13 protein-coding genes are annotated in these 15,282 nt (G+C 32.0%); all 13 read right to left on the reverse strand.

Features of this window, described 5'->3' with window-relative positions; translation table 11 throughout:
* Positions 1-84: 84 nt before the first annotated feature.
* On the reverse strand, positions 85-693 hold the full coding sequence (locus tag INQ51_RS17070; RefSeq protein WP_233379162.1) for a hypothetical protein: 609 nt from the start codon (positions 691-693) through the stop codon (positions 85-87).
* A gap of 4 nt (positions 694-697) precedes the next feature.
* Complete coding sequence (locus tag INQ51_RS17075; protein WP_233379163.1) at positions 698-1,303, reverse strand: hypothetical protein; 606 nt, start codon at positions 1,301-1,303, stop codon at positions 698-700.
* A 49-nt stretch (positions 1,304-1,352) separates the two neighbouring features.
* Positions 1,353-2,270 carry an endonuclease NucS domain-containing protein gene (locus INQ51_RS17080; protein ID WP_233379164.1) on the reverse strand — a complete coding sequence of 306 codons (918 nt, stop codon included), beginning with the start codon at positions 2,268-2,270 and terminating at the stop codon, positions 1,353-1,355.
* A 410-nt stretch (positions 2,271-2,680) separates the two neighbouring features.
* Positions 2,681-3,229 carry a hypothetical protein gene (locus INQ51_RS17085; protein WP_233379165.1) on the reverse strand — a complete coding sequence of 183 codons (549 nt, stop codon included), beginning with the start codon at positions 3,227-3,229 and terminating at the stop codon, positions 2,681-2,683.
* Between the two features lie 59 nt (positions 3,230-3,288).
* A complete protein-coding gene (locus INQ51_RS17090) occupies positions 3,289-6,048 on the reverse strand; it encodes a phosphoribosyltransferase (protein ID WP_233379166.1) in 2,760 nt (919 codons plus the stop codon).
* Positions 6,049-6,090: 42 nt separating this feature from the next.
* The gene (locus INQ51_RS17095; RefSeq protein ID WP_317207969.1) at positions 6,091-6,594 is read right to left on the reverse strand and encodes an HAD family hydrolase; all 504 of its coding nucleotides are present in this window, start codon (positions 6,592-6,594) and stop codon (positions 6,091-6,093) included.
* Position 6,595: 1 nt separating this feature from the next.
* Positions 6,596-7,870: a DNA-processing protein DprA gene (locus INQ51_RS17100; RefSeq protein WP_233379168.1), complete on the reverse strand. Its 1,275-nt coding sequence runs from the start codon at positions 7,868-7,870 to the stop codon at positions 6,596-6,598.
* 13 nt (positions 7,871-7,883) lie between these two features.
* Positions 7,884-8,420: a ComF family protein gene (locus tag INQ51_RS17105; RefSeq protein WP_233379169.1), complete on the reverse strand. Its 537-nt coding sequence runs from the start codon at positions 8,418-8,420 to the stop codon at positions 7,884-7,886.
* Between the two features lie 282 nt (positions 8,421-8,702).
* Entirely contained in the window at positions 8,703-9,095 is a 393-nt protein-coding gene (locus INQ51_RS17110) for a hypothetical protein (protein ID WP_233379170.1), read from the reverse strand.
* A gap of 93 nt (positions 9,096-9,188) precedes the next feature.
* The gene (locus INQ51_RS17115) at positions 9,189-10,883 is read right to left on the reverse strand and encodes a DNA methyltransferase (protein WP_233379171.1); all 1,695 of its coding nucleotides are present in this window, start codon (positions 10,881-10,883) and stop codon (positions 9,189-9,191) included.
* Positions 10,884-11,070: 187 nt separating this feature from the next.
* Complete coding sequence (locus tag INQ51_RS17120) at positions 11,071-11,706, reverse strand: hypothetical protein (RefSeq protein ID WP_233379172.1); 636 nt, start codon at positions 11,704-11,706, stop codon at positions 11,071-11,073.
* Between the two features lie 569 nt (positions 11,707-12,275).
* Positions 12,276-14,714 carry a hypothetical protein gene (locus tag INQ51_RS17125; protein WP_233379173.1) on the reverse strand — a complete coding sequence of 813 codons (2,439 nt, stop codon included), beginning with the start codon at positions 14,712-14,714 and terminating at the stop codon, positions 12,276-12,278.
* Positions 14,698-14,904 (reverse strand): hypothetical protein, encoded by a 207-nt coding sequence (locus tag INQ51_RS17130; RefSeq protein ID WP_233379174.1) that lies wholly within the window; start codon positions 14,902-14,904, stop codon positions 14,698-14,700. Before INQ51_RS17130 ends, INQ51_RS17125 begins: the two co-directional genes overlap by 17 nt.
* Positions 14,905-15,282: the final 378 nt, after the last annotated feature.

Genomic DNA, 15,282 nt, shown 5'->3' on the forward strand with positions numbered 1-15,282 from the left:
TAAGAGGTTATTTTTGACAAAATAAGAACAGTAATCTTATACTTCCTACCATTGTATAAGCTCCCGTAAATTACATGAAGATTTTTACTTCTTTTTACCTATTGTCCAAAGTATTTTATCAAGAAAACGATTAAATCGGATTGTTTGAATATCTCGTAGTTCTCCTATGAATGGAGCCTCAATGATATTAAGATGTTCTTCAACGGAAGCCAAGCTTTCGTTAATTTCCAAAATGTGATTCTTTTTAAATTCATTATACTTTATTTTATAAGAATCATATTTGTTTTCTCTTAGGTTTACAGCTCTTTTTACTAAGTTGTCAATTGGCAATATATTCCATGGGTCATTCAGGAACAAAACTTTTGAAGCTAAAGAAGTCATTGTTTTTCCGTGAGTAATACCAACCTCATTTAAGAATTCTGCAAAAAGATCAACACATATTCCATCGCCTTCTCCTTCGCTAGTATATATCATAGCCATTTTAAGTAATTCATCCGTTTTACCTTTTTCAATATTCCTTGCAACACGAAATTCATTTATAAATGATTTAAATGAACCATCTGATTTCTGCAAGTAATCTTCTGTCTTCAATTGACCAGCTTTATATTTTTGGAAATTATTTATGTATGTCAAATCTGTATAATAATATTGAAGCAAATTCCCCAATGCCATTATTGTATCTACCTTATTCATTATTTTACACTTTTATGAAATCACCATTTTGATATTTGTACAGTTCAACTTTTTTCAAATGCGAAAATTCACCATCGAGAATAGCAGCCCAAATAGATTTATATCCCTTAATTTTTTTAGGTGATGCCCAAAATCCCAAATAAAAAGAGGGGTAACTCCCTGTTGATAGAAGATTTTTTGCATACAATAATCTACGATCTATATAATCTTGTTTTCCTTTTTTTGTTTTCTGATCAAGTCCATTTAAATAAATGTAATTATCTGCACGAATATGAACAAGTTTGGCAAAATCATCATTGAATGCTTTAATGGAAGTGCTACTCTCTGATTCAGCAGCAAGAATAATTTTCTTTCTAAATCCATGTACGTTGTGTGTTATTGCTACGTCTAATAACCATTCACCGGGTAACTTATTTCCTTGATCATCTACGGGTATCACATTCAGAGTGTAATCAGCATTTTTATAGAATTCATTAAATAAGGAATGACCTACCGTTGAGACAAATTTGGCTGACTTTAAGGCATTCAACTGGAAATTATCATTGGCAGTAATATTCAGGGTGTTCAGGAAACTACTATTTAAAACTTCGTTTAATTTATACTTATCCATTGAATTATAACTTCGTTTAATTTACAGGAAGCGTATTAACCTCTTAATCTTAACGTGAATCTGACTTATATTCTTTTTGCTGAGCTTTTATTTCAGCAATAATATCTTTACCAAGTGTTCTGGTGTTCTTTTTATTCCCCATTGAATTTAATAAGGGCACGCCAAGATTTAATTCATCGTTTATTTCTCGAAGTATTGGTTTTGCTGTTTCTTCTCTTTCTTCATCGAGATTAAACACGATTATTGTGGTGGTGTCATATCTGTCTATGCGTAATAATCCACCTTTAAGAGAAATAGTTACACTTTCAATTACTTTACCTCGGTCAAATGATCCCTGTGCTTTCTTTATCTCCTTCTGTTTTCTCTCCTTTTTAACGATATAATCCTTGGCTTCAGGTAATGGAATAATTTTGTCCGGATGTACAAATAGGTCATTATTTTCATCAACAAATGGAACAAGACGAAGACATTCTATATCAATCCCATAATCCCTAAGCCATAAAACTGATGATATCACGTCAGAATGAAATTCCTTAGATACCAAAATAATACGTTGAGAATGATTAAGGACATCCAGTTCTTCATCAATAAAATCGTCAATCCTTGCACGAGCATCATCTTCATCTGATTTCAAATAAATCGCAAAATGATTTATAATTTCATCGACTAGGTAATTTGAACAATATGAAGTGTATTTGATTGCTTGCCAATCGACATCTCTCCCTGAATCATCACGCTTTAACTCGATGACGACAAGTCGTGCGTTCTTATCAATTGCAAGAAGATCCAAACGACTACCAGATGGCAATGGCAGTTCTTTTGCAATTATTAAAAGTTCTTCTCCCAATATTTCAGGGGTCTTTTCAATCCACTCTTGAATATCATACCTCTCTAACAGATTGTGTGCAGAAAAATTAGTGGGGGTCAGTTTGGTTAGTGACTTCTCGGTAATGTTGACTTTATACATCGTTTGAGTTATCAGTTAGTTGCAATAAATTTAATTAAATTATGTGGGAGCATTATTAAAATGGTTGATATTTATTATATATCCGGTGGTGACCGATAACTATTAATTTCATATAAAAGAAGGTGTTAAGTTTAGATTCACCTTCTTTATTTTAAAATCAACTGGCAGCATTTAGGAATTTAATAAAAAAGGTGTGAATTATATCAAGAAGTCAATCTCGACAGGTATTCTTTGGTTTCACTATTACCAGTTGACATCTCCGTTTGAATATGCGTAAACAACGCTCCAACCAACTGCACTCCCGACATCACCTGTTTGATCCAGATCCACCGGATACGAAAAAAACTTTCGTATAAAGAAAAATTGAAAATATAAATCTATTTGGGTTATAGTCTGGAAAAAAAAATCCATCACATGCAACCATAAGTAATTCTCATTTCTTCCTTATTACTATCTATAATTAATTCCAAATTCTCCTCTAGATCATTAAAATTGAACGAATATATTCCATCACCGTAACGGTCCCAATAAACAAAGACACTATCTTTGAGATTAGTACTTCCTGATTCAATTTTATTTTCAATTTGTTGGTAAAAAATCGCAATGTTTAAGGTGTCAAACTTAACTGTATATTCCATAGAAAAATCCCCATTAAATGCAGGACCGAATCTTGTATGTCTTTTTTCTATGGTTTTAAATTTTGGAAAATCTAATCCTGTTTTTGCTTCAATTTCAGACTTACTTCCTCTCTTTATATTGTAATAATAGTAATCATATGTACCCCTTGAAACAAAGAAAATAATCAACAAGGAAAGTGGTGCCAATGTGGTTAAGATAATACGTGGAACTAATTTAGGGACTCTCCATTTAATGGATAAAAAAAGAAATAGTGGAGAAAAAATTATCCATGATAAAATAAGTACAATAGTTTTAAAGATATTTTTGAATGATGACACCATGTTTTGCTAAATTTTATTTCATCACAGATATATAACATATCCAATTGTGAGACAAGGAATTAGTTTTTATGAGTTGTCTTTCCAATAGAAATAGCAAGAATTACCGATGCTCCTAATTCTTCTAATTTTTTTGTCATCTGAAACATTGTTCTACCACGAGTTACAATATCGTCAAAGATTATTATTTTTTTATCTCTAAAATAAGTACGATTAAAACTAAAATAATCAATCGGGTTTATAGTATTACCGGAAAGATGTGTTCCTTCTCTGTCAGTATGAATCGTTAACATTTCAAATCCATTATTTAATCCTGTATTAGTACAGACAATTTGAGAGAATCTCTGAAACCTTTTAATGTTTTTTTGTCTAGTCGAAGCCGGAGCACAAACCAATGTTAACATGCTTCTTTCATTTATCGAAAAGGTTTGATTTAATTTATTACTCACCATTGTTGCAATTTGCGATGTTGCGATAGTTGAATCCCCATCTTTAAAATTCCATATCAATTTTCTTACATCCCAGTCAAACTCTGTTACATCAGACTCAGAGGTTGGATAATAATTATGAAAATAGAAAAATTTTACGGGTACTCCTTTTCTACTATTAAGGGTTTCATAATTTGAAACTTTATGCTTAATATTGATTAATTGATTTTTTCTCTCGGCAATTATCCGTTGTCTCTCGGCTTCTTCCCTTCTCTCTCTTTCTTCTCTCTCTCTCTTTTCTTTTTCTGCAAGTTCTGCTAATCTTATTTCTTCTCTTCTTTTTCTATCCTTAATCTCTTGAATTCTTGCTTTTTCTTTTTCTATTCTTTGTCTTTCCTTAGCAACCTTTGCACGCACCTCAGGCAAAGAAAGCTGGTAGAAAAATGTAATAGAAACAATCTTAATATTTTTATATTTTTTCTTGAGGCTATCGGTGAGTTCAACGTATTCCATTTCTGAACATGTTAAAGTAATTAATACATTGTACTCTGTGTGTTCCTTTCGTTTGTTCCTATAATTAATTATCTCACCTTTTTCCAAATAGAAAAGATTGTGTAAAGAATAAAATTCTGAATCTATAACATCATGAAAAACTGAACTATCGGTTTCAGGATTATCATTAAAAACAATTCCAATATCAGTATCAAATTCCTTTGATAAGCTATCTATTACTGTGGATACATCAGAGAACCAATTTTTCTCAACAAATGATTCTTTTCTATTTATTTTTTTATAATGGATTGTTCCATTTTGAACAGATTCTACAAGTGAAATATCAATATTATTGAGTGAATATTCTTTGTTATATAGTTGGTATGAATTATATGTTTGTTTAACTTCTATTTGTTTTAAACGCTTATATTTAGGATAAGGTATTACTCCTAAATGAGTGTATTCCTTCACAGACCAATTGGGCATCAACTTTCTTGCTATTGTTGAAAATGAATTATAAAATAATTTGTATTGTGAAATATCTCTATAATATAGCATTCTTGTTTCTATATCATATTGATAATCTTTAATTTTTTCTTCCTTTGAATCAAGTGCAGGGATTGAATTATGTGTTCCCAGATGTTTGTCCAAATCCAAGTCGTGGTTGACATAATATTGGTAACCTTCAGGGTATTTCTGTCGAATCTTGTTTATTTTAGTTTGAAAGTAATCTCTATTTTTAAAAATAATATTCCTCTTATTTTCGATAATTAGTTCCTTTTCTCTTATACCAAGTACATTAATAGTTTTTCCTTCAAACTGAGCCTTAAAAAAATTGTTGAATCCATGAGGATAGTCAAAACGAATTTGTTCTATTTCTTCAGTTAAAGCACGATTTTTTTTATTTTTATTAATTCGTAAATGTGTTTCATGAATTTGAGTTGCAGCGGTTGTGGTTAAGTATTCTTTTTGATCAATATTCAGCTCGGTAATAGAATTATATCCGTACTTCTCTTTGATAAATTTCCTGAGTCCTTGCAGCTTATTGTTTTTTAGAGAATCAAAATTATTATTTACAGTTATAGTTCGAATCTTAAATTCATGTCTAATTATTTCTTTTTTACACAAAAGATCTAAGTCATTGAATTTACAATATGGATCAATCTCATTTATTACTTTGGAAAGCCCGAATCTATATGTCTTTAATAAATCATTGTACTTCCTCTTTATTCTCCTGTCTGATAAAGTAAAAATAAGTAATGATTCTCGAATAACTCTAAATGCTTTCTCCATATAAATTCTACCGAATTCACTTCTAGTAGGAAATAGACTCTTTTTTTGCCGACTAATATTCCATTTCAATGCTATTATAAAATGAACTGAATAAAAAAATAGCTTATATGTCACTAGCATAGTAGCAGTTATTAGTATTACATCTGACAATGCTAGAATATAGACAGCTAGATAATATCCGAATGGTATTCCAAGCAAAGAATAAATGAACTCCCAAACATGTAAATTCCTTATTACTCTATCATTAGTATCATATTTTATTGAATAATCAGTTAAAACAAATCCTAAAATCGTATATCCTAAGTAAAAGCGATATTTTATTTTAACAGTTTCATTAAGATCTCCAAAGAAAGATGCAAGATATAAACTATAAGATAGTACGAGAATTATTAAAAAAGCAATAAAAAATGGCCAATTAAATTTGGTTTTTGTAATCAACGGTAGTGAGAGAATAAGAGAAAGCGCAATGCCAATTGTAAGCATTAAAAATTCAGACAACAGGGTTGGTGTATCAGGGGACAAAGCTGTTAAAAAAATTAACCAGACATTTCTAAGTATATCAAGTGTATTATCAAGAGAGCTCATAACATCATGTATATTTTCCAACACAAAATCATATGGATTTTCAAGTGGATAAAAAAATTAGAATCGTTAATGATTAGAATTTATATAATCGTACATTGATTTCACGGTATCAAAGGATAAGTGTGGTTCGGATGCTCTTAATTGTTCTGGATTATCACTATCCCAGTAGCACCCACAAGCAAGAATTCCAGCCCTTTTAGCCGAAATTATGTCTATATCTCGATCTCCAAAAGAAATAGAATTTGTATTTGTGTATCCACATTCACCTAGTGCTTTTATCATTGGATCTGGATTAGGCTTTCTTTTCGTTGTATCATGATACCCAATAATGACATCAACGTGAAACTTGAAATGAGTAACAACTCGTTCACAATAAGGTCTAGGAGCTGTTGAAACTATTGCTATTTTGTGTCGATTTGTACTAATGTAATCTAAAGTTTCCATTATCATAGGATAAGGTTTCATTCGAGGTATCAACCTATAAACATCGGACCATCTCCTTTGGCTTCTTAAATTCAAAGCAATTTTGCTATCAATAAGAGTTTGATCCAAATCAAAAATGAATAGCATGTTATTTGGTGTTAGATATTGATTTTAGAAGTTCTTTATTTTCATTTACGATGTTCCTTTTTTGTGATTCGAGTAATTCTATTTCACGCTTTAAGGATTCAATCCTGTATGAAACTTCATTTATAGAATTATCAAACATGGAAGTCTGACCATTAGCATCACCACCATATTTTATTATATCCTTATTTAGTTTTTCAATGTCCTTTTTAATTTTGGCAATTTTTAAGACATTCTCATCAATCTGTTTTTTTACATCAGGATTCGAATTTAGAGCTTCAGACTGGACAGTAGTATTACTTGATTTCTTTTCAGGTGAATATCTCTTTTCAACATTAACAGTTTTTGAGGATTCTATATTTGATTGAAGTTCTATATTCCCCCTGTTTTGCAAAATGTTTTCAATAAATTCATTAATGTTATTTGAAGAAAGGGGGAAAGCTCTACCATTGCTAATTAGCATTCTATTTCCAGCATTGGAGGGAGAAATTTTATCATCATTGTACTTGATACATGCAACTGCTCTTTTTTGATCCGTTGCAAACTTAACTGTATGTAATGTTCCACCTTTTACGTTGGTTTCTATAACTACTACGCCTTGTGATAATCCTGATTGAATTCTATCCCTTTCAACAAAGAAATTTGGACGCATACTCGTTCCAATTGGATACTCAGAAATCAAGCACCCATTTTCGAGGATTTTTTCAGCTAAATATGAATTTTCTTTAGGATAAATTTTGTCGAGTCCACCTGCCATTACGGCTATTGTTTTCCCCCCAGATTCGAGAGCAACTTTGTGCCCAAGTGTATCACATCCAATTGCTAATCCAGAAACAATTATATAGCCCCTCTCGACAAATTGTTTAGTAATTATTTTACCAGCGATTTCTCCATTAGGTGAGTTTTCTCTTGTGCCAATTACCGCAATTTTCTTTTCATTGGCCAGTACCTTTTCATCACCTTTTACAAACAAAACGACAGGTGCATCATTATCAAGTTCCTTCAATAATTTTGGGTAAATTATATCAGAATATCCTATTGTTCTAATTCCTTTTTTTTCAGATTTTAACAAGATGTCATTTGATAAATCAAATGACATCTTTACATCTTCATCTGTGATAGATTCTGAGATCTTAGGCGCAACTAACGACACCATCCTGATATAATCAATTAATTCTTTTTGATTTTGTTCGGGTAATTCTAAGTCAATAATCTTTTTAACTGTTTTTCTTCCAACCTTTGGAAGATTAAGTAAGATTAGCGTATCAAGTACATTCATAGTCTATGAATAATTAATCCCATGCTGTTTGAGCAATTGCAAATAATATTACCTTCTTAATACCAGATTCAAGTAATACCTTCTTTCCTGCTCGTAACGAGTTTCCTGTTGTTGTAACATCATCTATCAAAAGTACCGTTTTATTATCCAAATTTGTCTTTTTAACAAATTTCATACTTTCTTTATGATTGGAGATACTCCTATCTCCACCTTGCGCTAATTTTTCAATTTTTTTGTATCTAACAAGACATTCACAACAATTTTTCCATCCGTTATAATCCGCTAGTTTTTCCGCTAAATCTTTAATACCTGTTTTTTTTCTATCAGGATCATGAGAAGGAATGACCATTATCGCGTCTATTGAATCTTCAAAATAATTTTTTAGCCTTTCAAAAAAATATTCCACAGCCCAGTCGTAATCATCTTTAAATCGTAATATTTTTTTTGAGAATTCATCAAACTTTTCATTATTTCCACCACGATAAGGATGATACGTACCATAGTGTTTGATTGGTTCCGGTATTAGAGAAGATAAATCGAATGTTTTCATAAGGTGGTTAATTTAGTTTATACAATTAGTTGATTTTAAGAACTAAAGATATCAAACATAATTAACCTTAGCAAGAAAAATATTTTTTACTTCCTACCATAGTATAAGTTCCTGTAATTTACCGGAAGTATATCAGATTATAAACCTATTTCATTTATATAAGATTTTTAGAATGGTTGATATTTATAGATATATCCGGTGATGTCCGGTAATTATTATTTTCATTTGAAAGAAGGTGAGTTTGAAAAAAACACCTTCTTTTCTATTGAGAAATAGCATTTGTTAGCTGAAGAAAAAATCATCAATCCTGTTGTTGTCAAGTATTCCCTGCCAAACCTTTTTACCTATCTTGTCCATTAATTTTAAATCAATAAACAGGTCGATGCATTCATCTTCCAAGTCGTCTATTTTTAATACAAACTTTGAGAACTTAACCTGTTTCCCCTCAACTGGTTTTGTTTCTTCGTTGATTTCATCAATTTCCTCATATTCATCCCAATAGTTCTCAAAATAAAAGGTAATGCCGTTTTTATTTAACGCTGTTATAATGTTTTCGGTAGCTGAACCACTTTCAGCATGGAATATGGCATGATTTCTACCATCTGTCGTCCGGAAAAAACAATTTTCTGATAATATACTTTCCAAATTTTTGTTTGTGAATTTTATAGTTTTCATAATCTTTTGTTTTTAAATAATAATTGGTTTTTAGTGTAAAGGGAGAGTGGTTGTAACCACTTCCCTTTGTCAATTAAGATCTACCTCGACCTATTATGCAGCCTGAACATCACCGTTCGATTCTTCGAGAAATTCTTTTTCAAGTTTTTGAATCTCATTCAATTCAGGTAGGTTCTGTTCCACCATATTAAGTCGTTTTGCTGCAAATTCATGGCTGACTTTGTCGATATCAAATCCAATTGCTTTACGTCCTAATTGGAGAGCAACCGCAGCGGTAGTGCCCGTTCCTGAAAAAATATCAAGGACAGTATCACCGATTTTACTACACATTAATATTGGAAGGAGTGTGATGTAGTAAGGGAAAGGAGCAAGATGACGAAAATTGGGATCTATTTCCTTGAGTTCATCCCATCGGAATCCATTGGCTTCAATTACATTTTTAACGTGTTGTTCGTCTAAGAAACTACGAAACCTCTCAATGGGTTTGACCAAAGTCCAACCATGGTCTTTCCTTTCTTTCCCAATTCCTGAATCTTTTGAAGTACGTTTTGTTTCATAATTTCCTTCTTTCCAATTAATAAAATCTCTGAAATAGAATTTTTTAGGATCTTTTACAAAGTGTATTAGCACCTCGACATTCGGCATTAATCTTTTGATATTGTGTTGCGGTTTTGGATTTTTCTTTACCCAATACCATTTCTGATTGACATACCACCCATGTTCTACCATTTTAAGAATTAACCGTTCCGGTATCAGACAGTCAACACCTTTATCATAGCTATCTGAAATGTTGACAAACAAACTTCCTGAATCGGTTAACTTTTTATAAACCTGATCATATATCTCAACCTCTTTTTCGATAAATTCTTCAGGGGTTCTTTCCAATCCATGCTCCGGTGGTTCATCATTCCCCTTTTTCAAATAATTACGTTGTTGAAAATATGGTCCTGAATGGATTGCCAATGGCACACTATTATCGGTAACAGCTGCAAGGTTTTCACAGGATTTATTGTGTAGTTCAAAGTTTTTTCCACGTACATAATCCAATGATTCTGTCAATGCATTTGAACCTTCTTGCTTCTTGAACAAGATATAATTATTCATTGCATTCCAAGCATTATGAATTTTCATTTCGCCAGAATCCAATTTCTCTAGCAATTGCAGACCTTTAATTTCGTCATCACCATTATCCACAAATTGTTTAACCGCAATCAATCTTCGCAATGATGAAGCTTTGATATCAGCTCCAATAAGGTCGCAAGCAATTTGAAACCTATCTTTACCTACAAGTGAAAATTCGTCATCACCCATCTCGATGTCACCAATTCTTTCACGTACCTTACCTTGACTCAATCCGAGTACACCAAGGATGACAAGAGCTTGTTTCAAGAGTTCCATTATTGACCGCCTCGTCTTGTAATTTTTATATACGAACTGCTCGTTTATTTCATCATCAGATAATTCGTGAATCTTAACCGGCAATTTTTTCCACCCTAGTTCCCTGCAAGCGAAGTATCTACTAATGCCATTGATAATTTTAGGTTCCCCCCCACGCATTACAACATCAATGGGTTCCAGTAATCCCTTTAACTTAATTGTCAACTTGAGAATGGAAAGATCCTTATTCTCATAAACTTCGAAGATAGATTTAAAGGCTTTCATATCTTCAACATTCGCCATTGGATTGGATTTGTTCAAACCATTGTAAAGTTCAACACTTGAACCATTTACTGATTCATTAACTACTTCATTTGAAGTTTCTTTTTTGTTTGTTTTTTTACTTTCCATTGTGTAAAATTTTAAAATTAATTAATTGTAATTCCATATAATTGACTTACATATTTTTCAAAAAAAAGAGAACGCAGCTCTCTAGCGAAGATGATTTCTCACCCTCGCTGTTCACTAATTTTTATGTTTCAGTTGTTTATATGAAATGTAAATCAATTAATATGACTTACATATTTTTCAAAAAAATTTAATCTATGTACAGTTCCTTATAATGGTCATACATCACCGGCTGAATAAGATTCAAACCATCTTCCAATGCTTGAGGATCTTTAATCCCAAGCTTATAATCTTCTGTCTTACCGATTAATTTGGTAAACTTTCGTACTTTCTTCCCCTGATCGCTTAACCAATATGATTTCACATAGAGATATTTAATCTTGCTAACTGGATGTATCCCATTTGAGATTCTAATTTCTGGTTGTACCACCATTCTTATCCTCATTAGTTGAATTACAAAATCACTAAGTGTACTATCGACATCACATGCCATATTGATATCATTCTTTTCCTCTGACAGCTTATCAATCGTTTTAAAATAAAAATCTAAGATATTATTCCTTACTACTTCAAGTTGAAATTGGTATAAGGATGTGTTATTCCGCTTTAATGTCTGTTCGCTGAATTTATCGTTAAAAGCCCATGACACAAATTCGCGTGCCCTGTCTTTATCTCTTACATCCTTTTGATATTTCATATAATGTTCCATCTGTTCTTTTACATATTCATTAGTCATTAAATCTTCAGCTTCTAATAGTAGTAGCATTAATGATTTAACTACCCCTGCGCTTGTTAGACTGGCTAATATAAATTCAATAAATTCCATGAAATCATTATTTTTACAGAACAAAGTAAAGAAAAATATTCTGTAATTCAAAATAAATGAATTACATTATTGAAATTTATTGATTTTTTTTTCTGCTTCGTGTAAATTACAGGAAGTATCATGTTTTTTAGACTCCCCTATTTCATTGGTATTACAGAAACTTTAATTAGTCCTTGTTTATAGCATAAATTGATAAAAAATAAAATATTGCTAGAAATTCTCGAATGGGATAGATTCTTGGGTAAATTTTGGATAGTAGATTTCATCTCAAATTCTTGTTTCAATACAACAGAACCCAGATACTGCTAGTGAAAGGTGTTACGTAACTATATCTTTATGATACGATAAGATCATGCTCAATCGGCTATAAAAATACCCTACCAGAGAGAATCCGGTCGTGTAATTTTAAAGGTTCCCTCTCCAAAGGGATTCCCCGCCACCCAATGAGAAAACTTCGTTAAAACGGATGCGGCAAATTCATCAGTTGTATTAACTCCTATATTTCCCAACTATATAATTCAATTAACGAATAAAAGACACCACCTGTTTTTCATTTGTATCATTAATAGCTAGTACCGAAAGTTAGTTGATATTCTTAATGGAAAATTTGAATACAAATGTACTGTTGCATTAGTTCTTAGTGTCCTCGCACGTCCGGCAGCTTGTATTAAATCTGATTCAATCAGGGACAATTGAATGTTGCGGTGTTCCTCATTTATAAAGGTATTAAACTTATATCGGAATCCATTAAATTCAACTTCTTGAACGGACATTGAGGTAAAAGATGTCTTAGTTTCAGGATCAATAACCTTTGCGGTCAACATGTATTCCGCTTCGTTTCGATGGGGAGTTCCTACAACAGCAATGTCCTGACCCTTCAACAAATCATAACCGCTGCAATTACCAAAGTACATTTCAATAACAGGATTTTGAAAGTTTTTTCTCATTGATTTAAAAGTTATGGTCGGTAAATCTCCAACTTTATCGCTTATATCCTTACCATATCTTTTTAAACCATCTCGGCTGCAACTTCTATTGGTGTATTGAATTATTGTACCTTGCTGTTCAACATCGGTGATGTCAATAACTTTGACTCTATCCCCAAATAATTCTTTGTAAATGTATGTTGGTATTGTTGCTGAGAGAATAACTACTTTTTTATTCTTGGGAAGATTCCTCTTTACTACATAGTATATGATATCAGGATTATGCCTGTCCCTCACATAGTAAGAACTTTCTAAAAAGCTAAAAATATTTGAACCAATATTATGGGGAGCGACCTTTTCAATAATATCATCAACATCAAATAAAAAGGTGGGTGTCTTTGACACCACCGAAGGATTCGCATTGGTTAATTCATCCACAACATATTTTATTCCGGTTGAATTAGCTATTAATCGTAGGCCAAATAAGTCTGAAATCTTCATTGTTTGAATCTCCAGCAAAGAAGTAAGTGGATCTTCATCAAATATTAATGTGTCATGTGCAAATTCGGTAAATAATGCTCGTTTATGCGTTGTAAGTATTGTTTTATCTGAGTTTTTCGCTTCTTCAAGATATTGTACATATTCTTCTGCTCTTGCAATATCATCAACAGAATATTTACCGGCATTTTGTGGATTTGCAACATGGTATATTATTTCCATCGCTTTCTTCGGCACACCTATATGATAATAGTGTTGAATCTTTCGAATGATTTTATCATCGCTAAACTTTACCGGGTCAGGTGTCATATTATATTCAACCTTCATTCTCCCGGCAATTTCATTTTTTAAAGCACTTGTTGGAAGTGCAATGGTTGCCGATTTATTAAGTAATGACTCTGTTTTTCCAATCGCTGTTGGAAGTTTCATAAGATAAATCTTACCTATCTCACCGTTATTAATGATATCATCAATATTGGATTTTAGTATTTGTTCCGCTTCGTATAAACTTATTTTCTTTATAGGTTCCAATATCTCAATTTGTCCCCTTCTTTCTTTAACTGTGGAGATGACATCAAGTAATCCGTTATCTTCTTCAAATGGTGAGAATTTATAAATAGGTTGGGGATAATACTTAACCTTGTTTACATATACAATAGTATTGAAGCTGTTTTTATTATACTTGGTCTTTCCCAATTTATTGTATTTCTCCATGGTACTTTTTAAAAGCTTCATCCCACCTTTGATATGAATTAGGTTGGTCGCTAGTCCAAACAACTCCATATGATACAGCCACCTTCCATCGAGGAATTCGTCTAATATTTTTATTTGTTTTCTTGCTGCATTGAAATCAATAATAGTTTTTGCCCCCCCTCTATTTGATGTAGGGTGTGATATTTTTGTATTTGCAGAAAAAAGAACATTTCTATAATTATTATATAGAAGATCCCATTTTTCGGCAGTACTTAAACTGGTGTAATATTCAATATCAAGGGGAATTTTCCTGCAACTATTGCTGTCGTGCGAAATAATATTAATTGAAAGTGCATCAATAAACTGACTAGTTGAAATTGGTTCTATGCTTATAATATTAGATTCAATCCCGCCAAAGAAAAATCTACTTGGATCCTTACATACTGGATCTGCTTCCGGGAATAATTTCAACAGGGATAGTATAATAAATTCGAAGAATCTTTGATCCGAAATAGGTTGATCTAAGAAGAACACCAGTCGATATTTTAATTCTTCGGATGAATAAGAGAAGGTTTTATACCAAACTTGAGGGATTAACCCAAATTCTTTGCACCGAGGAAGTAAATCTTCAATTTTTATAGTGTTATCGAAATCCAATGCAATCACAGATTGTGATGTCCATGAAGCATTGGATCTATAACCATCAAATATTCCACCCGACCAACTGTAAGAAAAAGGCGGAGAAACAATCTTTGAAAATTGATTTATTGTAAGACCAGTTACAAGGGTAAGATTTTTTGTTATGGTCTCCTTTTCATCCTCACCGGGTTTTGATGATTGTGGTCGAGGATCAACGGTGATGTTGTAGGTTTTTTCATTTATTATTTCCATTTGGGGTTATACATTTTTCTTTCAGTTTATCACCTTCGTTAAGGTTCTTGAGAATGATTTGCTTCAGCATTGTTGCCACCGGCAAATATTCTTTGTGTGCTTTCTTTTCCACCTTCAAGTAGAATTCAACTGGCAATGATAGGTTGACTTTTACATTCTTGTTTTGTGTTTGAATACTTGGTTTCAACATTGTATAAAGTTTTTATCTTTTTATTTATTATCAGATACATATAAGTATAATCGAATAGTAAATTATAAAGAAAAATTTCCAAAAGTTGCATGATCTTTATGTTAAATAATTGCGATCAAACTCGTGAAAAATATTTATAAGAGAAGTTTAGCACTTGGTGTAATTTACAGGATGTCAGATTTTATGGAAAAATTGGCAGAAAAAAAATTGAATTCTAGCGTTTTTTATGGACCATAATTTTCAAGGTAGTCAAGACCTATTTCAAGCTACCGGGGGGGACTCTCTAAGAGGGGATGGGTAGAACCCTTCTGTCCGGGAACACATATCATAAAAGATGGGCTTGTCCATTTTAATTGGCAATAAAAGCACTTAAAAAGG

The sequence above is a fragment of the Maribellus sp. CM-23 genome, assembly GCF_021354595.1.
GTDB lineage: Bacteria > Bacteroidota > Bacteroidia > Bacteroidales > Prolixibacteraceae > Draconibacterium.